Genomic DNA, 21,509 nt, shown 5'->3' on the forward strand with positions numbered 1-21,509 from the left:
CAACAACTCGCCTACTTTTGCCCGATGTGCAGGTACATCTACCCGCAAAAGCTCTGCCGGAGCAAGCTCCGTGAACCGCTTCGTCTCCCGCAACAACTCGCCTACTTTTGCCCGATGTGCAGGTACATCTACCCGCAAAAGCTCTGCCGGAGCAAGCTCCGTGAACCGCTTCGTCTCCCGCAACACATCGTCCAGCTTCGCGTGAAGGGAACAGGCAGCATGAAAAGTCAGCGCTTCCGTCAAATACCAAAGCAGCTCATGCAACTGCCACATGATCGGAAAAACTCCGTACATCTGGCTTGCCAGTTCAGGCGCTCGTCTCCAGTCACGCCCTCCGTATGTCTCTTGGGAAAGCTTTTGCCCTGCGCCGAAGCAATCGTAGACTGTACAGCCGCGAAAGCCGATCTGCCGCAAGCTTTGATGAACCCCGCAGCGAAAATCGGCCTGCAAGTTGCGACAGGGGGTACCTGCGTCTTTGTTGATTGCAAAATCCGAAGAAGCGGCAAAAGGCAGCGCCACACAGCACAGTCCGAAACATTTTTCACAGTCCGCTCGCAAATCATCGCGCAACCCCGCCAGGCTCGGCGCATGATTGCCCTGCTGATCATCCATACTTATCCTCCTGAAAAATAGCCGCTTCGTCGTATCAGCACTCAACTGTCAAAAGAGGCGATAAGGTCAAGCGGGCTAACAAATAATTACCATCGTAGTACGCCGACCGTATCTCGTCAATCCATTGTCGCTTCCTGCCTGATTGTCTCTGTTCTGTCGCACAAAAAAGCACGATCCGCCTTGCGCCGCTGGCAAAAGGATCGTGCTTGCTTTTTGTGAAAATGGGAAACAAGTATCGGCGTTTTTGCGAAAACGGATGTGCCTGCTTCCCGCCAACCTGTCTGCCGCAGTAAGCGAAAAACGGCGCGACCATTTGGTTTCTTGCAAGTTACTTGAAGGCGACTTGCGACTCCAGCATGTAGTTGACCAGCACATCGGCAAAAGCCTCTGCCGTATTGTAGCATTCTTCCAGCGTATTGTTCGTTCCGCCAAACTCCAGAAGCAGACTTCCCGTCGAGACGGACTGGTTGTACACGCCGTTTCCTTCGTTTTTGCTTTTTAAAATGACGCCGCGCGACAGGCCGGGATAGTATGCTTCCAGGCGTGCATGAAGGGCATCGGCCAGCTTTTTGTTCTCCAGATAGCTCGGGTTGGCTGACCCGATGACAAACAGCATGCGCGAATACGTTTTGCCGTTGATCGTGATGGCGACTTTGCTGCGCGGCTCGTCGCTATCCCGGTGAATGTCGAAAATGTACTTGAGATTCGGGCTGGTCGTCGCCGCTGCCGCAACCGCTTTGTACGATTCGGTGTAGGACATCGAGTAGCTCTTTTTCTGCTCCGCCAGTTTTTGCGCGAAGTCGTCCTGGTTGACCATCGACGGGATGCCTTTTCCTTGCAGGATTTCGCCCAGTCGCTTGCCTACCAGCGTAATGTTGATCTCAGGATCGTCCACAGAGCTGCCCTGTGTATTGCGCGCTACATTTCTCCATGACTCGCGGTTGTGCGTGTGGTAAATGTAGACCGTTTCATTGCCGATCATGCCTTGATTGTACCCTACTCCCGTTGTCGGTCCTGTGGAGCCTGGCGTCGGTGTTCCCGTCCCCGCAGCTGGAATCAGATCGACAATCCAGCCGGCGATGTAAGCAACCGAGTTGTCTGGCAGGCGAATGGCGTACCATTGCCCTACGGTTCGCACGATTGGAAAAGTTTGACCAGGCTGAACGTTGCCCACGACATCGTATTCTGTACCGGGGCCGCTGCGCAGGTTGGTGTCGGCGTTTTTCACGCGAACCGTCGCTTCTGCCGGAACCGGAGCAACTACTGGCGGCTGTGTCGTCTGACCCGTTCCACCTTGCACGACTGGTTTGAAAATATAGGCGTAGGTGCCGTAGTAGTCGATCGTGTACCACCCGTCCGCATAACCGTATTGCGTAATCGTGGTGCCGCCATTGACTTGTCCAATCACCGTTCCCAAAATATCAGGAGCTGCGTACACCTCGTAGCTCTCGTTCAGAACGAGCGGCCCTGCTCCCAATCCGCCCGGTGTTTCTGGTACGGTCGGCACGGGGGTCGGCTGCGGAACGGGAACCGGGACAGGCGTCGGGGTTGGCACTGGCGTCGGTGTCGGAACAGGAGTTGGCGCTGGTTTCGGTGCTGGCGCCGTCGTTTCTACCAAAAAGCGTGCGTTCACCCAACCGCTCGCTTGGTCGGACAGCTTGAGTTGCGCCCACTCGCCCTGCTTTTTCATTTGCAGGAAAACTCCGTTCTTGTCAATGATTTGCACAATTTGCGAGGTGGCGTTTGGCTCTGTACGCACATTCAGCATGTCCACATTGCTTTTTACGTATTTGATTTGGGGAATTTCAAGCATTTTCACATACTTGTTGTTGACCCAGCCAGTCTTGCCGTTGGTGAGCTTCACTTGCGTCCAGTCTTTTGTTCCCTGCACGATGGGCAGACGTGTTGCTTTGGATATCGTGCCGACGATCTGGGTCGTCGTTCCCGGGGTATCGCGAATATTCAACTGATCAACCGTTACCTCGACATGTGTGGCTGCTTCCGCGAGGGAAGCCGGCAGCAGGAAAATCAGGCAGCAGGCAGCAATAACACTGTTTTTTACGCGTGCAAGCAAGATTCTTGTTCTCCTTTTGTGTAGAGATCGTTAGCGAGATTGGTAAATCTAGCCTGATAGTAAAATTCGTGATTCGCCTGCATTTTCCTTCATCTTCCGACATCTTTTCGGCACGCTTTCCGCGATTGCTGACAAAATGACGCAGCGATTCGTCCGCTCCCCAGACGAATGGACCAGCACTTATGGCTCGATCGACTCTTCCGGCTCCTCCCTGACGATCGCAAGCGTCTGGTGATCCTCCCAGCGCCCGTTGATTTTCACGTTTTTGCGGGCGAGCCCTTCCTTGTGAAAGCCCGATTTGAGCAACACCTTGATCGAACCCAGATTGTGCGGCATCACCCCTGCTTCCAGCCGATGCAAGTCCAATGTCTCAAACGCATAACGGACAACGAGCTTGACCGCCTCCGTCATAAAGCCTTTTCCGTTGTGCTCCTGATCGAGGAAATAGCCGATCCAGCCGCTTTGCAGATTGTAGCGCACCACCTCGGAAAGCATCACTTCCCCGATCACCTGATCCGTCTGCGGCAAACACACGAGGAAAACGTACCCGCGATCCTCCGCGCATAAGGTCATGTACTGGCGAATGCGTTCGAGCTGTCCTTGCAACGTATAAAAGTGTTCGTCCCGCTTTCCGGTAAAAAGTTGAAAAAATTCGCGGTTTCGCACCTCAAGCTCCAAAAGCGCTTGCGCGTCCGACTCTTTGACCAGGCGGACGTAAATGTTGCCTCCATGCATGTGCATCGTGCTCTTCTCTCCCTTGTAGGGCTGGTTTGCCCCAGCTATTTTTTTGCATAAAAAAACACCACAGGTTCATCCCCTGTGGTGTGGCATTTGCTCCGCTGCCAGCTGCAAAAGCGCGATTAACTCACAGGCTCCCCGTTCGTATATCCGTTTTTGGACAGACTTCTCCCGCAGTTAACCGCAGCAAAGAAAACAGCGGTGGAGTAGCCGATGCCTTTGGCCAAAGACTGCAACGATCTTTTTTTCATCTGGACTCTCTCCCTTCCGCTGGTTTCTGGAAAATATACGACACTTGCGCATCCGACTGATCCTGATTTTGCCAGAAGTATACGCTATCGCTGCCACCTTTGGCAAGCTTGTTGTCCGCTACTTGTTCTTTTTTGCCTGCCTCCACAGCATGTAGACATTCGCAAGCGAAGTAACGACCAGACACCCCAAGAGGACATTGGTCACGATTAGCGTGTTCGTCAAGCCGCGAATCGGAGCCTGCATCACGGCAAGCACCCCTGCCAGCTTGTCGGGAAGCTCGTAGATCGCAGCGAGGAAAGCATTGACATCATGTAGGTACTTATCCATAGCAACCGCTCCCTTGTATCGATCACCCACGTTTTTCCTGCCCAGTTGCTATCGTTTGCAGGAAAGGCGCTCGTCATGCTCATTTTGCTATGGATAAAACCATCCTACTTGTGGAACAATAGATATGAGAATATTACAATGATTCATAATTGCAGGGACAAAAAGAAAGGAAGTTTTCTCATGACGATCGAGCGCTTTGTCCGGGAGTCCCGAACTTTTAAAGCCAGCCACGTTCTGCCTCCCGATACGAACAACCACAATACGCTGTTTGGCGGACGGCTGATGGCGCATATTGATGACGTCGCGGCCATTTCCGCGATGAAGCACGCCCGCGGGCCAGTCGTGACCGCTTCTACCGATTCCGTCGATTTTTTGCATCCGATCCGCGTGGACAACGAAGTTTCGCTCGAAGCGTTCGTCACCTGGACACACCAGACGTCCATGGAAGTATTCGTCAAAGTCGTTGCCGAAGACCTTTTGAGCGGAAAACGCACCGTCTGTGCCACCTCGTTTCTCACCTTCGTCGCCATCGGCCCTGACGGACGCCCGACCCCTGTGCCCAAAGTCGTAGCGGAAACCCAGGAGGAGATTTTTCTGCACGACGGAGCCGCCGAAAGAGCCGAAGCACGCCAACAACGCCGCAAGCGCAGCAAGCACCTCGCTGATTTGCTCGGCACAAGACGTCCGTGGGAGCCGTAAAAAATGCATGGCGAACCACAGCAAAAAGTCCCCTTTTCCTGTCGGCGGAAAGGGGACTTGCTGTTTTCCTTCGTGCTTTTATTCCTTCGAGGCCCATTTGAAATCGAGGTAGCCAAGGTCATCCATAACGATGCCCTTCACCTTTTTATCCTGCACCCAGTTGTTTGTGTAAAAATAAATCGGGATGACGGGCATTTCATCCATCAGGAGCTTCTCGGCCTGCGCGAGCAGTTGCTGGCGTTTGGCTGGATCGGCTTGGCTCGCCGCCTGCTGAAGCAGCGACTGATACGCTTTGTTTTCCCATTTCGTATCATTCAGACCGCCGTCTTTCTCCTTGTACAGCTCCAAAAAATTCGCCGGATCGGCATAGTCCGCAAACCAACCGGAACGCCCGATCTGGTAGTCGCCGTTATGCAAGTTTTCCAGAAAAACTTTCCACTCCAACTCTTGCAGCTGGACTTCCACACCTAGCGTCTGTTTCCACTGACGCTGAATCTCGACAGCGACCTTTTGGTGAACGGGAGATTGGTTCAGCGATATCGCAATCGGCGGCAGCTTGGCCAGGCCCAGCTCTTTCATGCCTTCTGCAAGCAACGTTTTCGCCAACTTCTGGTCGTTGTCCTTGAAATACGCTGGCTGTTTGCTTTTGTCGCTGACAGGTACTGCCGTCAAAGCTGGCTCCTGGTTTCCTTTGAGCACCGTATCGACGATCGCCTGACGATTCAATGCGTAGGCGAACGCTTTGCGAATTTTCGCATTGGTAAAAGGCGCTTGCTCTGTATTGAACTTGTACCAGTAAACGGCTGCGAGCGGCTTCGTATGCAGGAGTCCTTTTTCTTGCAAGATCGGCAAAGCATGCAGTGGCAGCTCGCCAAACGGGGCACCCGCCATGTCCACCTCGCCTGCATCAAACTTGGCCAGCGCTTGATCCTCACCTCTGCTGATGGAAAAGTCGAGCTTGTCCAGCTTGACTGCCGCCTGATCCCAATAGCCCGCGTTTTTGCTCAAGGTCAGCTTGTCGTCACGATTCCAGGAAGCGAGCTTGTACGGGCCGTTTCCGACATGTGTCGAAGCTTCCTCTGCCCAGGCCGGGTTGGCAGCCACTACTTTTTGATTGACCGGATAAAAGACGGGAAAAGCAGTCAGCTCCGCGAAGTAAGGAGTAGGCTGCTCCAAAATGACGCGCAATGTTTTCGCGTCTACCGCTTTTACCCCTACCGCATCCAGCTTCTCCTTGCCGCTGTTGGCCTTTTCCGCATTCAAGATCGGAAAGAGCTGGTAGGCGTAGCTGCTTTCCGTGTTCGGATCGAGCACGCGCTTCCAGGCGTATTCAAAATCGTGGGCGGTGACAGGATCGCCGTTGCTCCATTTTGCCTCGCGCAAATGGAAGGTGTACGTCTTCAAATCAGCAGACACGTCCATTTTATCAGCCAGCGAAAGCTGCAACTTCCCATCGGGACCAATCCGAACCAGTCCGTCAAACAAGGCTCGCGCCAAAGTGAGCGAATGCTGATCATCTGCCACTGCCGGATCAATCGACATCGGCTCATCCGACAGATTCAGCCGCAAAACTTTCGCGGAATCGGCTGGACTGACGGCCTGTGTCTTCGCCTCACTCGCTCCAGCATGCGCTGCGCTTGCGGCAACCACTCCCGTAGCTACTAACACCGTCAAAGCCCTTTTGCTTCGTAGCTTCATTGTCCTTCTCCTTTTATTCCTGATTATTCAAACATTACATATAATACCAAAACATCCAATCAGAAACAAACCGCTGAGTTTAAACCTACAGCGTCCAATGATAGTGCAAAAAGCCTTGTGCATCAGCCTGCTGAAAGACAAAGCCGTTTTTTAGCAGCACTTTTTGCGAAGCGATATTGTCCGCAGTTGTCTTGGCGTGCACTTCCCGGATGCCAAGCTGCTGCACGTACTCGCCCAGCAAAAGCCCGAGTGCCGAAGAAGCAACGCCTTTGCCTGCGGCCTCTTCGCCGACGCGATAGCCCAGCTCCGCGCTCGCTCGCTTTTGATCGATGTCTACCAAATTCATTCTGCCTAAAATAATGCCTTGCTCACTTTTGATCAGCGAAAAGAACGCTGTCCCTTCCGCTTGTTCTGCGAGCAAAGCCTGCAAGCTTTCCTGAAAATGCTCGTCCTGATAGTACGCTTCGCCACGGGTGGGCACTGTCCGTTCAAAAAACTCCCTGTTCTTGCTCTCGAACGCCAAAAGCGCGCGGGCATCCTCCTGCTTTAACGCTTCGATCAAGACCTTCATCTCTAACACTCCTTTGAAAAAACGTCCCTTCTCCTCATCTGGCAGCGAAATCGGCTACAATAGAGGAAGATAGGGGGAATCACACTTATGGCTTATTTGGAAGAGGGAACTTTTGTTGCCTATCTCGCCTTTTCGATTTTCTTCCTGGTCGCCTACAAGCTCGATCAGATTTCGTTTGTTGCTTTCGTTGTTTCTCTCGTGGTGACAGCCTTGGTGCATGCCGCCTTTTACTTGCTCGTCCTGAAGTATTGGCCGATTTTTTAGCTGAATGGAACCGGACCAGCAAAATGGCACGGGTGATTGCAGAGACTCCCCGTGCCGCTTTCCATCGACTATATTCGTTTACTTCCCGACTTGCTTTTCATAGGCAGCGAGCAGTTGGGCCGCCTGCTTCTGGTAAGCTGTCAAAAACGGTTGGACGCCCTGTTCCCACTCTGCTTGCGGCAATGGCATCGGCAATTGCTCCGCAGGACGTCCGTTGACCAAAAGCATCGATTCGATCATTTTCTTTTGGGCAAAGGACAGCTCCCCTTGTTTCAGCACCTTGGGCTTCGCCACCTTTTTTCCTGCCAAGGAACGCAGCAGTTCAGAAAAAAACATCTGGTGGTACTCCCGGTACAAATCCATCGTCTGATAGTATTGGTTTCCCCCGCGCTGCAGAACAATTCCCCGCTGTTCGGCCCACCGTGTCAGCTGCTCCGCTGTCATGGACAAGCTGCTTTTTCCCGTCGCCATATAGTAGACGAGGCTGTACATGTCTTCGTCACTCACGTCTGAACGGCCCTCATCCGGCTTGATGATCGCTTTGCCTGTCAGCGCCGCGAGCACTTCGCTCTTGCCCGCGCCTTGCGGAAGTTCCAGATACAACGCCAGATTCGCGTAGAACTTGCCCTCGCTGTTGCCGCCCTCTGGCCAGCTGTACGGCTTGCCGAAGTCGATCAGCTCCAGCGGGTTTTGCTTCATCAGTTCGCTATACGCCGCAAAGCTCGGCAGTTGGAGCGGAAGATAGCTGATCGCGGGCTTTTTCGTCAGAAGTTTGCTGGCAAACAACTCTTTGCCCTCCCGATCGAGGTAGCCGAACTGGTCTTTTTTGCTGAACGCAAAAGGCGGCTGTCCTTCAGACGCAGACCACAAACCGGGAAATGCTTCACTGGACAGCCGGATCGACTCGTACTGAGGAGCGGTCAACTGCTTCCCGTCCTGGGTCAACAATCCGTACAAGCCCGTCGCTTTATCCCGATAGACGATGGCTTTCGCTCCTTTGTCGCTTAGCCCGAGCAGCTTCAATGCCTGATAGCCCCCTGTCGTCAATCGTTGCAGCGACGACGAGTACACATGCCAGCCATCGCTTTCCGCAATCAGCAGACCGCCAAAGTAAGAATCCGTCTGATATTCGCTTGCGCCCGCCACCTTTTTCACCAACTGGTTGCCTTCTTCGCCCCAAAAGTCCAGCGTGCCGTCCGTTCGCATCATCACGGCGACTTTTTTCTCTCCCACGACTTTGTACACTGCTTCCCGATACACCAAATCGCTTGCGGCCTGCAGCTCCCCATCCGCAATGGTGAGCAGTGCCAGCTTGCTCGTGCCTTCCTTGCCTCCCCACGTGTAAAAGGAATCGCCCACCTGGATGAAAGTGACGGGCGGAGCATCGCTTCTTTCACGCATAAAGGCAATCTTCAGCTGCGTGGTGAGCAGCTTGCCATCGGGAGTGTACAGGTCAGCCATCTGTCCGTCTGCTGCCACGATCAGTTTGGACACGTCATCCAGATAAACTTGTTGATACAGCTTGCTGATCGGCTGATTGGTCGTACGGTTGACAATCACGGTTCCTTTGCCCGCTTCGTATACCCCATTCAACTGTTCAGACAAAGTCTGGACATGTTGCCCGCTCTCCGGCTTGCCGCTAATCCCGCCGAATCGCAGCACTTTCCCGTCCGGCTCGGTCACTACGATATGCCCCGTAGCTTCCTCATAACGAAAACGGCAGTTCTCGACAGGCGACAAAATCAGACCTTCATTTTCCGAATACAGGCCGATTTTACTTCCGTCCTTGATCAGTTGCATACTGTAGCTGCCGCCGATTGGCGCGGCGGAGTCAAACCAAAAGTCAAGCTCTTTGATCGGCTTTCCCCAAGCGGGCAACATCGCCTTTTTCCCATCGCTGCGCACAAGCTGTCGAGCAGCCGGCGGCCCTTCCACTTTCGGATAGACAAACGGGATCACTGCTTCCCCGCCGACCTGGAGCACGCCGTACATGCCTGTCTTCGGGTCTTGCCCCAGCACGTAGCTGTCGTGCAAATAGGTCGCGCCCTGTTTCAACGCATGCTCTGTTCCCTTGGCGATGGAATGATAGGTGACGATCCCTTTGTCCAGCGTCCAGTACAAATCGGGGTTATTGTACTCAAAGCCGACCTCTTGATAGAGCGGTTCCGCCAAAAATCGTCCGTCCTTCCACAAGCCCGTGCCTTTTTGCGCGAGCACCTGAAAATATCCCTCGTTCCACGTGTAGATCGCCTTGTACTTCGCTGGCAAAACGTATTTCCCGTTTACGTCCACCAAGCCTTCCATGCCGCCTGACCTCACCTTGAGGTAAGCAGTCTTCGGCCCGCCCTCATTCGGAATCAACTGCGTATTCGCCAACGAAAATCTCGGCTTGAACGAAGCGGCATCATACAGCGTGATCCCTTTGGCAGTCGAAGCCACCAAGTAACGCGTTTCTTTTGCCTCCCGATCTCCCGTCGCTTCCGGGGGAATCAGCGAAACGACAGAGAGCTTGCCGGCAAACGGCGGTATGAGCACTTTGCCTGTACTGTCCAAAAGCATGGACGTCTGCCCGACAAACACGATCGCGTCAGCGTAATCCGCGGACAAGGAGTACGTGTGCGCTCCCGCGAATTTGGCAGCAGACAGCTTTTTCGTCGTCAGATCGATGTATTGAAACCAGCCGCCCTTTTGGACGATCGCCACATTGTTGCGCCCGGGAATTTCTATCTGATCCCAGCTGGCAGGCGTGATTTCTTTTCCCGTGCGGGCGTCGAGCAATCCTTTTTTCCCGGCTTTCGTCACAATCACCGTTTGCCCGGCGTACTCAAACTCATCGTACTGGGCTTTGGTCAACAGAGCATGCCCGTCAGTAAACCCAACCTTGTAATCAGTCAAGTAAGGCTGAACCGTAGTAAACGTTGCTGCTTGCACGGGCGCCACCCATGTGCTGGTCAAAAGCATCGCAGCCGTCAGCAGGCTAATCCTTACGCGCTTCATTTGTTTCTTGCCTCCCTGCGTCGTTTTCTTCTGCTAAAAGTCAGACGCTTTATCAGGCAAATGGTTTCATTTTCCCATAACTGGGCAATGAAAAATAAAAAGCGACGCCTGTCTTCGTATTGCGCACTCCGTATGCTGCCTCGTGCAGTTCCAGGATGTGCCGCACGATGGCAAGACCGAGTCCCGTCCCGCCTGTCTTGCGGTTGCGCGAGCGTTCGATCCGGTAAAAGCGATCCCAGACGAAGCCAAGCTGCTCCTCGGGGATTGGCTCGCCTTCATTTTCAATCGTGACGCGCTGGGCGTGCTGCTCGCCTTCGATCCGCACGGTAATTTCACTGCCGGGATTGGCGTAGCGGATGGCATTGACCAGGATGTTGAACAGCACTTGCTCGATTTTTTCCTGGTCGGCAAACTGCGCTTCCTCATTCGCCAAAATCGTGACGATTCGAAGCTCTTTGTCGCGCAGATGGTGCATGAGCCGCTCTCCGATCTCTTCCGTCAGCTCGCTCAGGAAAAACCAGCTTTTTTTCAGCTTGGTCGTCTTCGCCTCCAGCTTCGCCAGCTCCAGCAAATCGCGGACAAGCTCCTCCATTTTTTCCGTCTCGTCGAGGATGACTTCGATGTACCGCTCCCGCTTGTTCTCCCCTACGCCGTCCCGCAGCCCTTCCGCAAAGCTTTTGACGATGCTCAGCGGCGTCTTCAGCTCATGCGAGGCATTCGAGACAAAATCTTTCTGGATCAGCTCCATCCGCTGCTTGTGATCCATCTCCTGACGCAGTTGCTCATTGGCTTGCTGCAACTCCCGCAAGGTCACATCCAGCTTTTCCGACATCGTATTCAGACTGCGCGCGAGGCTGCCGAACTCATCGTTGCGGGCAAGCGGCGACTTGACGGAAAAATCCAGCCTCGCCATGCGCAGGGCGCTTTTGTTCAAAGACAGCAGCGGCTTGGTGACGATTTTGGAAAAGAGCAAAGAAAGCACGAGAATGAGCGCAAAGCCGCCGATTCCGATGTAAATGTAAAACAGCCGCAAAGCATCGTTTGCCTCGCTGATTTGCTGCAAGGAAGTCAGGGCGACGATCAGCTCGCTCAACTGCCCGTTTCGGATCACGGGATGAATCGCGACCAGGCTGCGCACGCCGCTCCACGGTTCCACCCACTCTTCCTCCAGCACCTTGCCGTGTTCCAGCGCCCGTTTCCGTTCCTCTGACAGCGGGAACAAGTCTTTTAACACATGAAACAAAATGCCTTGCCGCAAATTCCACTGGTTGGGCGCAGGCAAAAACAAATCGGTAATTTCACCGCTGACGCTGACCAGTGACGAGGCGGTGTCGCTTGCTTTCAGGCTGCCGATGTCGGCTGCACCCGCTTTTCTGATCACGCGGGGATAAAACATCTCCTGGAGCAGTCCTTCCTCGAAGACGCCAATCGCCTCAATCCGGTCGCCTTTTTGCAAATTCGCGCTCAACAGGGCACTCCGCTCCTCCTCCGGGAACAGCGACAAAGAGATTTTTACACTTTTTCCAGCCTGATCGCGGATGACGATGCGAAACGGATTGTCGTACTTGACCTGCCCGTTCGTGCTGACAATCGCCAGCTGCGTCTTGTTGCGGCTGATGAACGCCGACAGCTCCCGGGCCATGCTTTCGGCGTCCCACTCCCGCGAAACATACTGTTGGGAAAAGGCTTCGAGCTTCTTTTCCAGATCGTTCAGCTTTTTGGATTGATAAAATTGCTCGAAAAAAAGTAACTGACCGATCATAATAATCGTATAAAACAACAGGAAAAACGATGCGGTAATGGCAAACAGCTTGAGTGTCACGCCCCATTTTTTCATCGCTCTTCCTCGAACGTGTAGCCTGCCTTGATGACAGTCCGTATGTGTCTGGCTTCGCTGCCGAGCTTGCTGCGCAGCTTCTTGATGTGGGTATCGACTACGCGCAAGTCGCCGAAGTAATCGAAGCCCCATACGTGATCCATAATCGTTTCTCGCGACAGCACGATCCCGGCGTTTTTGATCAGATAGACCAAAAGCTCGTACTCTTTTGGCGCGAGGTCGATCTCTTCTCCCTTGATCTTCATGCGCCGGGCATGCCGATTGATGACGACTTCGCCAAAGCGAAGCAAATGGTCGGTTCCCCGAACGGTGCCTTCGACCCGCTTCATCAGCGAAGTCGCCTTGGCTACCAGGACTCGCGGACTGAACGGCTTGGTGACATAGTCGTCCGCGCCAAGCTCAAAGCCTTGCATCTTGTCATCCTCTTCCGATTTGGCGGTGAGAATGATGATCGGCACGTCGGAGTCTGCCCGGATTTCCTTGCAAACGGTCCACCCGTCCATTTCCGGCATCATGATGTCGAGGATGACCAGATCGACCCGGAGCTTTTCCATCATTTGTATGGCTTGCTTGCCGTTTTCTGCTTCATGCACAATCCATTGCTCTTGCTCGAAGTAGTCCGCGACGATTTCGCGGATGCGACTCTCATCTTCGACAAGCAGCACTTGACGCTTCATGCTGAGTGCCCTCCTTGGTACGTGTTATTTACAGCATTCGCCAAAAAAAGACACAGGAAATACACATCGTTGCGGTAAGCTTATGGAAGAAAAATAGCGCGTCTCGAAATTGGAAAGGATGTTCCCATGAATTTGCCCACCTTCTTGCAAAATAAGGATTTCAGACGTTTCGGTATATTGGCGTTGTTTTGCCTCCTGCTTTATTCGCTCGGAAGCATGATCAACGTTGTTTTGCTAACTTTTCTCGTCACATTCCTGATGGATCGATTGCATCAGTTTCTCACCAAATCCATTCACAAGCTTGTGCCTGTAAGTCCCAAGCTGACTCTCATTTTCCTGTACTTGCTGCTCGCTGTTTTGCTCGTATGGGGCGGGATTCGCGCCTTTCCGGCCTTGATTCACGAAACCGGGCAACTGATTCATCTGATCGAACAAGTCGTGCGGGCGAACCAGCACTCCGAATTTGCCCCGTATGTCATGTCTACCTTAGACAAGCTTGACATGAAAGGTCTGGTCAAGAGCAGTCTTGACTTTTTGACCGTCGTGAAAAATATGGGCTTCAATCTGTTTTTGGCCCTTTTGCTCAGTCTGTTTTTCTTGCTGGGAAAAGACAATGTCGTCCAGTTCACGTCCCAATTCCGCACCAGCAAGCTGTCCTGGCTGTATAGCGAAATTGAATACTTCAGCCAAAAGTTTATTCTGACCTTCGGGAAAGTAATCGAAACCCAGCTGCTGATCGCCTTGTTCAACACCGTGTTTACGTTGATCGGCTTGTGGATTCTCGGCTTCCCCAACTTGTTCGGACTGTCGCTGATGGTGTTCGTGCTTGGGCTGATCCCGGTTGCCGGCGTGATCATCTCCTTGATTCCGCTCAGCGTGATCGCTTTTAGCATCGGTGGGCTACCTACCGTCATATACTTGCTTTTGTTTATCATGCTGATTCACGCGATGGAAGCGTACGTCCTGAATCCGCGCCTGATGGCGTCGAAGACCCATCTGCCGATCTTCTACACGTTCGTCGTCCTGATCTTCTCCGAGCATTTCTTCGGGGTGTGGGGATTGATCGTCGGCATTCCGTCGTTCGTGTTCCTGCTCGACATTTTGGAAGTGAAAAAGATGGGAACGCCACAACCTAAAAACAAACCTGTACCCAGCGAAGCTTTGGACGTTCGGGTCAATGCAAAATAACAAAGGAGCCCGTCTCAAGCGGGCTCCTTTTCTTGCGTCTGGCGCTCGGCCAAGCGGCTCACTTCCTTATTGGCGATCAAACCATTTGATCAAAGCCTGTGTCCCGCTGTCCGCTTCGCCTTTTTCCGCCAGCTCTTCGTAGAGCGATTTCGACAAGGCAAGCCCGGGAGTCAACAGCCCCATTTCCTCGGCCGCTTCCAAAGCAATCCCCATGTCTTTGATAAAGTGCTTGATGTAAAAGCCTGGCGCGAAATTTTCGGCTATCATCCGCGGAGCCAGATTGGACAGCGACCAGCTTCCGGCCGCTCCCGCTTCGATGCTGGTCAGCACGCGCGCAGGGTCCAGTCCCGCTTTTTTCGCATAGGCAATCGCTTCGCACACGCCGATCATATTCGTTGCAATGCAAATTTGATTGCACATTTTCGTATGCTGCCCCGCACCTGGTCCCCCTTGGAGAACCACGTTTTTGCCCATGATCGCAAGCAGCGGCTCGACCGCTTCAAACGCTTCCTGATCGCCGCCGACCATGATCGTCAGACGCGCCTCCCGCGCTCCTACGTCGCCGCCGGATACAGGGGCATCCAGCGAATGGAGCGAATGCTGTTTCGCTTCCTCGTAAATTTTTTGCGCGAGGGACGGCTTCGATGTCGTCATATCTACCAAATAAGTACCCGGCTTCGCATGAGCAATGATCCCATCGACGCCGAGGTACACCTCTTCCACATCAGACGGGTATCCGACCATCGTAATGATGACATCAGCCTGTGCGGCAAGCTCGCTTACCTGTTCCTTCCAGACGGCTCCCGCATCCAGCAGCTCCTGTGCTTTTGCCTTCGTGCGCGTGTAAATCAGCACGCTATACCCTGCCTGCAAAAAGTGCTTCGCCATGCTTTTGCCCATGACGCCCGTTCCCACAAAACCGACGACGGTTTCTTCTGCACGTAAAGTCACGCTACCAGCTCCTCGTTCTCTCTATGCTATCACCGCCTATACTTCTTGAAAGAGGCGGAATATTCCTGCTGTCAAATCAAGGAGCGGCTCCTTCTTACCGCATCAACTGCTCCGGATTCAATCCAAGCAAAGCTTCATGCACGAACTTCCCGTCTTTGCGAATCAATACATCGTCAAACCAAATTTCGCCCCCGCCGTAATCCGGTCTTTGGATGGAGATCAAATCCCAGTGAATCGTGCTGCGATTGCCGTTGTCGGCTGAATCGTACGCCCGCCCCGGGGTCAGGTGGAAGCTGCCGGCAATTTTTTCATCGAACAGCGTGTCTCCCATCGGATGCAAAATGTGCGGATGAAACGCAATCGCAAATTCGCCGAAGTAACGCGCCCCCACGTCCGTATCCAAAATTTCATTCAGCTTTTGCGCATGGTTGGCCGTTGCCTCGACAATTTTGCCTTCGCGCACGGTAAAGGTGACGTTGTCAAAAGTCGTTCCTTTGTAATGGCTCGGGGTATTGTAGCTGATCGTCCCGTGCGCCGAACTCCGCACAGGCGATGTGTACACTTCCCCATCCGGCATGTTCCGCTTGCCGACCGCCAGTTGCGTGCCAATTCCTTTGATCGAAAAAGAAATGTCGGTTCCCGGCCCCAAAATCCGCACGCGATCGGTCTTGTCCATCAACTCATACAATGGCTGGCTCGCCTGCGCCATTTTCCGGTAATCAAAAGAGCAGACGTCGAAGTAAAAGTCTTCGAAAGCGTCCGTGCTCATGTTCGCCTTCTGGGCGAGAGCAGACGTCGGGAAATTGATGCGAATGCCTTTTGTTTGATTGTCGATGTAGTGGGCAATATCCTGAAACGCTTCGGCAAACAAACGCTGCTTTTCTTCAGGCACGCCTTTCAGCTCACTGTCATTCGTCTCGCCATGAATGCCGATGTACCCGTGCATTCCCTTCCACAGATCGTTTTCCCACGCCATTACCTGTGCTACGTGCTCTTTGGTCAGACCCAGCAGCCACTCCCGCTCCAGCTTGGGTCTGACGAAGCGCAGGTGCGGATAAGCCCCTTTTGCATACAGACGCTTGACCAGTTCCGCCGCCAGCGGCTCGCCCTCGTCTACTACCCGGATCATGATATGCTCGCCTGCCTGAACGTCCAGACTGTACGAAATCAGGTTGTCTGCGATTTTGCCGATTCGCTCATCTCTCATCGTGTAACACTCCTTCAAATCGTTTTGTTTTTTACAGCGTAACGGATGTTTGTCAGAGGAATATCAGCGGGAAGACGCATTCGCAAAAAGAAAAAAGCGATGCAGGCATCGCCCGCACCGCTTCCCGTTCTATCCCACGCCTTGCTGCTTCATCGCGCTTGTTTTTTCACTGTTTTCCGAGCGTTTGTGTGTGACCTCTTCGAATCGCTGGCTGACTCGGGCCAGCGCGAAGGCCACCATAACGGAGAAAATGACAATCCCGTAAAAGCCCGCTCCGATTCCGATGCCGATTCCGCCCGCGAAAAAAATCATCGCGGCAGAGGTCAAGCCTTTGACCTGCAAGCCGTCTTTCAAAATGACGCCCGCTCCCAGAAAGCCAAGTCCCGTCACGATCTGGGCTGCCAGCCGCATCGGGTCCATCATCGTTCCGCTGTTCGGCGAGCTGTAGAGCTTTGTGCTGTAAATCGAAACCAGCGTGATCAGCGTGCAGGCGACAGAGACGTACATGTACGTCTTCAGCCCGGCAGGCTTGTTTTTGTGTGAGCGATCCCAACCGATGAACATCCCCAGCACAGCGCTCACGATTACCCGCAAGTACATTTCCAGGTTCATGATCACATGCTGCTCGTAAAACACATTCAGAGTTTCCATCCCATCCACCTTCTTTTAGCGATAGAGACATGATATGTGCCGACACGCGATTTAGACCCTTTCTTTTTGCTTTCCCCAATCCCCCCAGATGGCCGATGGAACTGCTTGCGTTTGGCCGCGTTTTTATTAAATGAAATATTCTTAATTTTTATTTTATTATAACACTTCATATTGATTTTTGTTGTTTTAATTTGTTTTTTATTTTCCTATCCAACCAAATTGTGCTTTTAGTTGTGTTGATGTTTTTTTAATAAGTAATTCAAACTAAAAACACAATTAATTTACAACAAAACACAAGACAAAGCACAAGGCTTGTGATATATTCAGTAATAGAAGTGCTGAATTTTTAGACAATTCAAAAGGTCAAAAGGAGGCTTCATCATGAAAGTTCTTTGTCTTGGCGGCGCGGGCCGGATTTGCCGGGAGTCGATTCTCGATTTGGTGCAGTATTCCAGCTTCGAGAAAATTACGGTAGCCGACTTCAATGAAGCAGAAGGCCGCAAAATCGTGGAATCTTTGCAAGACCCTCGCGTCGACTTCATCCAGATCAACGTGCACGATCACGAGGATACGGTCAACAAGATGCGTGGATACGACATCGTCATGGACGGCACCACGATTACTTTGAACGGGCTTTCCACTGCCTGCATCGCGGAAGCCGGCTGCCACGGCGTCAATCTGAACGGCTTTGGCGCTGAAGAAGCCTCCGACCACATTTTCAAGCAAAACGGCAAAACATGCGTGCCTGGCTTCGGAATGACCCCCGGCGTCACGCAAATGATGGCGATGCATGCCGCGAATCAGCTGGATCGCGTGGAGTCCGTCCGCGTCAGCCACGGCGCTTTTCGCCCGATCGCTTTTTCCCGTTCGATCACCGAGACGACTACGTACGAATACGATCCGCTCCTGCCTGGCCGTGTCGTCTTTGAAAACGGCGAGTTCATCCAGGTGCCTCCGTTTGCCCGCCCTCGTGAAATCCAGTTGCCTGAGCCATATGGCCAAACCGTTCAGTACATCATCCCGCACGCGGAGACAAAAACATTGGCAACTGCGCTCGCCGACAAGCACGTACAGCTCATCGAAGTGCGCGGCACGTGGCCCGCGAAAAATATGCAGCTCGTTCGCGCCCTCTACGACTGGGGCTTCATGCGCAACGACAAGATCAACGTCAACGGCAAAGAAATCGGGATTCTCGATTGCATCAGCGAGTATTTGTTTCATTCGACAGAAGGGCAGGAAACCGAGCTGTACGGCTATTCGCTGCATGTGGAAGTCATCGGGGAAAAAGACGGGCAGCGCGTGCAACACGTTCTTTACCACACGCATCCCGCTTCCGACGGCTCCGTAGAAGGCTGGGAAAAACTGCGTGCCTACACGCGAAACGTAGGCATCCCGATGGCCATCGCAACCGAGATGATCGCCAAAGGCATGGTGAAAAAGACAGGCGTGCTCATCCCGGAGGACGCGTTTGACCCGGCTGAAGTGTTCGCCGAACTGGAAAAGCGCGGCATCTATATTCACGAGGAAATCACTCAGCTGGATGCGCAAACGAGCGAGTCTGTACAAGCTTCCCGCTAGGCTTTTGCATCCATGCTTGCAACGAGAAGAGGGGCCTTCCGTTTTTATGCGGAGGCCCCTCTTTTTCAGCTTAGCTTAATAATGACCACACCCGCGAGGATCAGTCCAATCGAGATCCATTTGACCAGGCTGACCTGCTCTTTGAGCCAGACGATGCCGATCAAGGTGGCGAAGACGATGCTGATTTCACGCACGGATGCCACATAGGTGACAGGCGTTGTTTGCATGGCGTAAACAGCGAGCGAGTTGGAAATAAACACAAAAATTCCCCCGGCCAGCGTATGCCACGGATACTTTTTCAACAAGGCGAGATACGACACTTTCCTCGCCGCCCTGCGATCAATCAGCCACTTCCCTGCAAACATCCCGAAAAACACGACGTATTTGAACAAAAGCCCGGACATCATCGCTGCGCCCATGCCGTCTACTACACTACTGCAAGCCGAAAAGCTTCCGGCCAGAAACACCCACTTCATATTGCCCCAGTCTTTGACGATGCTCCCCAGCTCGCGCAGCGAAAACGTCCGCTGATTCATGAACACAACGCCTGCGACAATGACGAGAATGCCCAAATACCCCGTCCAGGCGATCGTCGTTCCGATCACTACGATACTGATGAGCGTTGTCACGATGGGAGCCGTTCCCCGCAAGATCGGGTAAGCATAGCTCAAATGATTTTTCTCGTATGCCTTGCCCAGAGCGACGAAGTACAGCACTTCCGAGCACGTGCTGAGCAACAGCCACTTGATCGCCCCCGGCGGAAAAGACGACGTCTGCCACAAGTAAAGGGCCAAAGGAAAGTACAGGATGACGGAAGCTCCCAAAATCAGCGTAAAAAAGGCGTCCCGCTCCTCGATTTTTTTGGAGAGGGCATTCCAGACCGCATGACAGACAGCCGCAAACAGCAAAATCAGCAAGATCGTGGTCGACATGTTTTTCCCAGCTCTCTTTTCTAAATGGCAAAAGGTGCAGTCTATCCGCAGACTACACCCGTTTTGTTGCTTATTGTTCTCGCGTTACTTCATAAGAATCGACAATTCCTACGATGACAGCATCAATCGGAACCTGTCTGTTCTGAAAAACGATCCGCGCAGGCGTACCGCCGGAAACGATGACCTTTTCGCCGATTCCCGCACCGATGCGGTCTGCGGCAATCACCGTTTGTCCACCTTCCCTGTCTTTCCAGTCAATGGGCTGGACGATCAGCAATTTCAAATTTTCCATGCCCGCTTCTTTTTGTGTGGACCAGACGCTGCCGATCACTTTTCCCAAAAACATGAGGCTCCCCCTTTATCGAACGTAGTGCACGACAATTCCTTTTTCTTTGAGCAAATCCGTCGCCAGAGGAGAAACGATCGTTCCTTCGCGCACCACAAGCTGCTGGTCGGGAAAATCGGCTTGTGCCCGAACCCATTCCGCGGTCAACAGCTTGGCAGAAACAATCGTCTGTGCATCAGCACCTGCACCTGACTGTTCACCTGTTTGCGCTTGCGTCTGAGCTTTTGCCCTGCTTTTGCGAATCGCCGCTTCTGCAAGCGACTTTTGCGGGTAAAACTCGACACCAAGCTCCTTCATGGCGCCGATGTGCCGCAAAAACAGCTTCTGGTACGCTAGTGGCAACGTCAGCGTCTTCAGGCAGCGCCGATCCGAGCGCTTGAGTCCCGGCACATCTTCCCCGATCAAGACAGGCTTGCCGAGGACCAGTGCGGAAAAGACGATCTCTGCCTTGATCGTTCCCTTCAACCCTGCCGCCACTCTCGCCGCGTTGTCGAGGTCGATTTCCGGAATGATGACGCCGTCGTACTCCTTCGGCACCTCCAGCGGAAGCGGTGCGTACTCGTCTGCCGTGATGATTTTGCCCGCTCCGCCGCATTCGATGCGATGCATGCCGAGCCAGGACGACGTTTCCCCGTCCAAAAACAGAATGTCGTGACAAACTCCGTTATTTTGCAGTGCGATGAACTGGTCGTCAAACGACTCATGTGCGCGACTGTCACAGAAGATATACAACCATTTGGGCTTGTTCTCCTGCCTGGGGGACTGAATCATCGATTGCAAAAGCTCGCGAGTAATGGACTCGATCATTTGCCGCACGTCCATGTCCTCACCTCCCTGCCGTTCCATCAAGCTTTCCGTTTTTTCCGATGACGAGCACCTGATCATTCGTCTTCAAGCTGGCCGCGTTGGCTTCATCCAGATCGAGATGAAAATCGAGGGCGTACCTCGGGTTGATCCTGACTGTCACTTCCGGAAAAATGACAGGGCGTTCGCCCGTTGTTTGCAGCATCAGCGTATCTTGGTCGCTCACCTGAAAACGCCTGCCATCCTCTGGCGACATGTGCACATGGCTCTTCGCTACGATGACCCCCTTTTCCAGAACGACGCAGCCAGCAGGGCCGATCAGCGTAATGCCCGGCGTCTCCTCCAGCATCCCCGACAACCGCACAGGCGGATGCAGCCCGAGCTGGAAGCCGTCCGTGCGGGAGATTTCCACCTGGCTCACTCCCCGAGCAGGGCCGAGGATGCGCACGCCTTTCATCAATCCCTTCGGCCCGAGCAGCGTGAGCGTTTCCACAGCGGCAAACTGTCCCGGCTGGGAAAGAGGGCGCAGCGGCGCCAGTTGATAGCCTTTGCCGAACAATTTTTCTACATCTTCCATCGACAGATGAATGTGGCGGTTCGATACACCGACGGGGATTGACTTCTGCTCGCCCTCGCTCGCCCGTTGCGAATGAATCTCCTGCGCCTTCAAGACCTCCACGCGGATTCCTCTCCCCTTCAAAAAGTCGGATGCAGCCGGGGTGAATTTATCGTTGACGTGAACGGAAAACGGATTGGGGATTCCCGTTCTCAGCATGGCCCTCAGCGTCGTTTCCGTGATCAAGGCCATCCGTTAGCGACTATCCTTCCAGCTTGGGAAGAATCGACTCGATATCGGAGTGCGGTCGAGGAATGACGTGCACCGATTTCAGCTCCCCCACCTTTTGCGCTGCTTCTGCGCCTGCATCCGTCGACGCTTTTACCGCTCCTACATCGCCGCGCACCATGACCGTGACCAGTCCCCCGCCAACATGCACTTTCCCGATCAGCTTCACGTTCGCCGCCTTGACCATGGCGTCCGCAGCTTCCACCGCGCCAATCAAGCCTTTTGTCTCAACCATGCCGAGTGCTGCCATTTCTCCTGCCAT

At 53.4% G+C, this 21,509-nt stretch carries 20 protein-coding genes and 2 pseudogenes; 4 read left to right on the forward strand and 18 right to left on the reverse strand.

Going from position 1 to position 21,509, the window contains the following annotated elements:
- The 5 genes and pseudogenes from M2298_RS10850 to M2298_RS10870 form a co-directional block, all read right to left on the reverse strand.
- Nucleotides 1–612 (reverse strand): annotated as a pseudogene (locus M2298_RS10850) (pentapeptide repeat-containing protein); the annotation flags it as partial.
- 328 nt (nucleotides 613–940) lie between these two features.
- Nucleotides 941–2,686, reverse strand: a complete 1,746-nt coding sequence (gene spoIIP / locus M2298_RS10855) for a stage II sporulation protein P (protein ID WP_122964719.1) — start codon at nucleotides 2,684–2,686, stop codon at nucleotides 941–943.
- Nucleotides 2,687–2,875: 189 nt separating this feature from the next.
- Nucleotides 2,876–3,427 (reverse strand): annotated as a pseudogene (locus M2298_RS10860) (GNAT family N-acetyltransferase); the annotation flags it as partial.
- 119 nt (nucleotides 3,428–3,546) lie between these two features.
- Nucleotides 3,547–3,675, reverse strand: coding sequence for a hypothetical protein (locus tag M2298_RS10865; RefSeq protein WP_255679161.1), 129 nt, complete (start codon nucleotides 3,673–3,675; stop codon nucleotides 3,547–3,549).
- A gap of 118 nt (nucleotides 3,676–3,793) precedes the next feature.
- Nucleotides 3,794–4,003 carry a hypothetical protein gene (locus tag M2298_RS10870; RefSeq protein ID WP_122964717.1) on the reverse strand — a complete coding sequence of 70 codons (210 nt, stop codon included), beginning with the start codon at nucleotides 4,001–4,003 and terminating at the stop codon, nucleotides 3,794–3,796.
- Between the two features lie 180 nt (nucleotides 4,004–4,183).
- Between M2298_RS10870 and M2298_RS10875 the strand changes: the two genes are divergently transcribed.
- The gene (locus M2298_RS10875) at nucleotides 4,184–4,702 is read left to right on the forward strand and encodes an acyl-CoA thioesterase (protein ID WP_122964716.1); all 519 of its coding nucleotides are present in this window, start codon (nucleotides 4,184–4,186) and stop codon (nucleotides 4,700–4,702) included.
- 78 nt (nucleotides 4,703–4,780) lie between these two features.
- Here the strand turns inward: M2298_RS10875 and M2298_RS10880 are convergent, their stop codons facing one another.
- Both M2298_RS10880 and M2298_RS10885 read right to left on the reverse strand, forming a co-directional pair.
- Nucleotides 4,781–6,400 (reverse strand): peptide ABC transporter substrate-binding protein, encoded by a 1,620-nt coding sequence (locus M2298_RS10880; protein ID WP_280648507.1) that lies wholly within the window; start codon nucleotides 6,398–6,400, stop codon nucleotides 4,781–4,783.
- Between the two features lie 85 nt (nucleotides 6,401–6,485).
- The gene (locus M2298_RS10885) at nucleotides 6,486–6,971 is read right to left on the reverse strand and encodes a GNAT family N-acetyltransferase (protein ID WP_122964714.1); all 486 of its coding nucleotides are present in this window, start codon (nucleotides 6,969–6,971) and stop codon (nucleotides 6,486–6,488) included.
- A gap of 87 nt (nucleotides 6,972–7,058) precedes the next feature.
- Here M2298_RS10885 and M2298_RS10890 point away from each other — a divergent pair, with 87 nt between their 5' ends.
- Nucleotides 7,059–7,235, forward strand: coding sequence for a hypothetical protein (locus M2298_RS10890; protein WP_167470308.1), 177 nt, complete (start codon nucleotides 7,059–7,061; stop codon nucleotides 7,233–7,235).
- 78 nt (nucleotides 7,236–7,313) lie between these two features.
- Here M2298_RS10890 and M2298_RS10895 read toward each other — a convergent pair whose 3' ends face one another.
- The 3 genes from M2298_RS10895 to M2298_RS10905 are packed head-to-tail and all read right to left on the reverse strand — an operon-like array spanning nucleotide 7,314 to nucleotide 12,746.
- Nucleotides 7,314–10,232, reverse strand: coding sequence for a WG repeat-containing protein (locus tag M2298_RS10895; protein WP_280648508.1), 2,919 nt, complete (start codon nucleotides 10,230–10,232; stop codon nucleotides 7,314–7,316).
- 52 nt (nucleotides 10,233–10,284) lie between these two features.
- Complete coding sequence (locus M2298_RS10900) at nucleotides 10,285–12,069, reverse strand: sensor histidine kinase (RefSeq protein ID WP_173597608.1); 1,785 nt, start codon at nucleotides 12,067–12,069, stop codon at nucleotides 10,285–10,287.
- Entirely contained in the window at nucleotides 12,066–12,746 is a 681-nt protein-coding gene (locus M2298_RS10905; RefSeq protein ID WP_173597607.1) for a response regulator transcription factor, read from the reverse strand. Before M2298_RS10905 ends, M2298_RS10900 begins: the two co-directional genes overlap by 4 nt.
- A gap of 126 nt (nucleotides 12,747–12,872) precedes the next feature.
- Here M2298_RS10905 and M2298_RS10910 point away from each other — a divergent pair, with 126 nt between their 5' ends.
- Nucleotides 12,873–13,934, forward strand: a complete 1,062-nt coding sequence (locus tag M2298_RS10910; RefSeq protein ID WP_063230024.1) for an AI-2E family transporter — start codon at nucleotides 12,873–12,875, stop codon at nucleotides 13,932–13,934.
- A 66-nt stretch (nucleotides 13,935–14,000) separates the two neighbouring features.
- On the opposite strand, the gene M2298_RS10915 is transcribed toward M2298_RS10910, so the two are convergent.
- From M2298_RS10915 to M2298_RS10925, 3 genes are all read right to left on the reverse strand, one after another.
- Entirely contained in the window at nucleotides 14,001–14,885 is an 885-nt protein-coding gene (locus M2298_RS10915; protein ID WP_173597606.1) for an NAD(P)-dependent oxidoreductase, read from the reverse strand.
- Between the two features lie 94 nt (nucleotides 14,886–14,979).
- A complete protein-coding gene (locus tag M2298_RS10920; RefSeq protein ID WP_173597605.1) occupies nucleotides 14,980–16,092 on the reverse strand; it encodes an aminopeptidase in 1,113 nt (370 codons plus the stop codon).
- 129 nt (nucleotides 16,093–16,221) lie between these two features.
- Complete coding sequence (locus M2298_RS10925; RefSeq protein WP_063230021.1) at nucleotides 16,222–16,743, reverse strand: MgtC/SapB family protein; 522 nt, start codon at nucleotides 16,741–16,743, stop codon at nucleotides 16,222–16,224.
- A 381-nt stretch (nucleotides 16,744–17,124) separates the two neighbouring features.
- On the opposite strand from M2298_RS10925, the gene M2298_RS10930 reads away from it, so the two are divergent.
- Nucleotides 17,125–18,321, forward strand: coding sequence for a saccharopine dehydrogenase family protein (locus M2298_RS10930; RefSeq protein WP_122964708.1), 1,197 nt, complete (start codon nucleotides 17,125–17,127; stop codon nucleotides 18,319–18,321).
- Nucleotides 18,322–18,386: 65 nt separating this feature from the next.
- On the opposite strand, the gene M2298_RS10935 is transcribed toward M2298_RS10930, so the two are convergent.
- The 5 genes from M2298_RS10935 to M2298_RS10955 form a co-directional block, all read right to left on the reverse strand.
- Nucleotides 18,387–19,253, reverse strand: a complete 867-nt coding sequence (locus tag M2298_RS10935) for a DMT family transporter (RefSeq protein ID WP_122964707.1) — start codon at nucleotides 19,251–19,253, stop codon at nucleotides 18,387–18,389.
- Between the two features lie 70 nt (nucleotides 19,254–19,323).
- A complete protein-coding gene (locus M2298_RS10940; RefSeq protein ID WP_122964706.1) occupies nucleotides 19,324–19,599 on the reverse strand; it encodes a EutN/CcmL family microcompartment protein in 276 nt (91 codons plus the stop codon).
- Between the two features lie 12 nt (nucleotides 19,600–19,611).
- Nucleotides 19,612–20,421, reverse strand: a complete 810-nt coding sequence (locus tag M2298_RS10945; protein WP_280648509.1) for a hypothetical protein — start codon at nucleotides 20,419–20,421, stop codon at nucleotides 19,612–19,614.
- 4 nt (nucleotides 20,422–20,425) lie between these two features.
- Nucleotides 20,426–21,211: a phosphate propanoyltransferase gene (gene pduL, locus M2298_RS10950; RefSeq protein ID WP_242774628.1), complete on the reverse strand. Its 786-nt coding sequence runs from the start codon at nucleotides 21,209–21,211 to the stop codon at nucleotides 20,426–20,428.
- Nucleotides 21,212–21,221: 10 nt separating this feature from the next.
- Nucleotides 21,222–21,509: a BMC domain-containing protein gene (locus tag M2298_RS10955; RefSeq protein ID WP_122964703.1), complete on the reverse strand. Its 288-nt coding sequence runs from the start codon at nucleotides 21,507–21,509 to the stop codon at nucleotides 21,222–21,224.

The organism is Brevibacillus sp. 1238 (assembly GCF_029892995.1).
GTDB classification, from domain to species: Bacteria; Bacillota; Bacilli; order Brevibacillales; family Brevibacillaceae; genus Brevibacillus; species Brevibacillus parabrevis.

Excerpts from the sequence above, each read along its gene's own strand:
- M2298_RS10905 (WP_173597607.1), bottom strand. The coding sequence starts at position 12,746 with ATGAAGCGTCAAGTGCTGCTTGTCGAAGATGAGAGTCGCATCCGCGAA.
- M2298_RS10910 (WP_063230024.1), top strand. The coding sequence starts at position 12,873 with ATGAATTTGCCCACCTTCTTGCAAAATAAGGATTTCAGACGTTTCGGT.
- M2298_RS10955 (WP_122964703.1), bottom strand. The coding sequence starts at position 21,509 with ATGGCAGGAGAAATGGCAGCACTCGGCATGGTTGAGACAAAAGGCTTG.
- M2298_RS10940 (WP_122964706.1), bottom strand. The coding sequence starts at position 19,599 with ATGTTTTTGGGAAAAGTGATCGGCAGCGTCTGGTCCACACAAAAAGAA.
- M2298_RS10865 (WP_255679161.1), bottom strand. The coding sequence starts at position 3,675 with ATGAAAAAAAGATCGTTGCAGTCTTTGGCCAAAGGCATCGGCTACTCC.
- M2298_RS10945 (WP_280648509.1), bottom strand. The coding sequence starts at position 20,421 with ATGGACGTGCGGCAAATGATCGAGTCCATTACTCGCGAGCTTTTGCAA.
- M2298_RS10870 (WP_122964717.1), bottom strand. The coding sequence starts at position 4,003 with ATGGATAAGTACCTACATGATGTCAATGCTTTCCTCGCTGCGATCTAC.
- pduL (WP_242774628.1), bottom strand. The coding sequence starts at position 21,211 with ATGGCCTTGATCACGGAAACGACGCTGAGGGCCATGCTGAGAACGGGA.
- M2298_RS10920 (WP_173597605.1), bottom strand. The coding sequence starts at position 16,092 with ATGAGAGATGAGCGAATCGGCAAAATCGCAGACAACCTGATTTCGTAC.
- M2298_RS10885 (WP_122964714.1), bottom strand. The coding sequence starts at position 6,971 with ATGAAGGTCTTGATCGAAGCGTTAAAGCAGGAGGATGCCCGCGCGCTT.
- M2298_RS10930 (WP_122964708.1), top strand. The coding sequence starts at position 17,125 with ATGAAAGTTCTTTGTCTTGGCGGCGCGGGCCGGATTTGCCGGGAGTCG.
- M2298_RS10890 (WP_167470308.1), top strand. The coding sequence starts at position 7,059 with ATGGCTTATTTGGAAGAGGGAACTTTTGTTGCCTATCTCGCCTTTTCG.
- M2298_RS10875 (WP_122964716.1), top strand. The coding sequence starts at position 4,184 with ATGACGATCGAGCGCTTTGTCCGGGAGTCCCGAACTTTTAAAGCCAGC.
- M2298_RS10925 (WP_063230021.1), bottom strand. The coding sequence starts at position 16,743 with ATGGAAACTCTGAATGTGTTTTACGAGCAGCATGTGATCATGAACCTG.
- M2298_RS10880 (WP_280648507.1), bottom strand. The coding sequence starts at position 6,400 with ATGAAGCTACGAAGCAAAAGGGCTTTGACGGTGTTAGTAGCTACGGGA.
- M2298_RS10900 (WP_173597608.1), bottom strand. The coding sequence starts at position 12,069 with ATGAAAAAATGGGGCGTGACACTCAAGCTGTTTGCCATTACCGCATCG.
- M2298_RS10895 (WP_280648508.1), bottom strand. The coding sequence starts at position 10,232 with ATGAAGCGCGTAAGGATTAGCCTGCTGACGGCTGCGATGCTTTTGACC.
- M2298_RS10935 (WP_122964707.1), bottom strand. The coding sequence starts at position 19,253 with ATGTCGACCACGATCTTGCTGATTTTGCTGTTTGCGGCTGTCTGTCAT.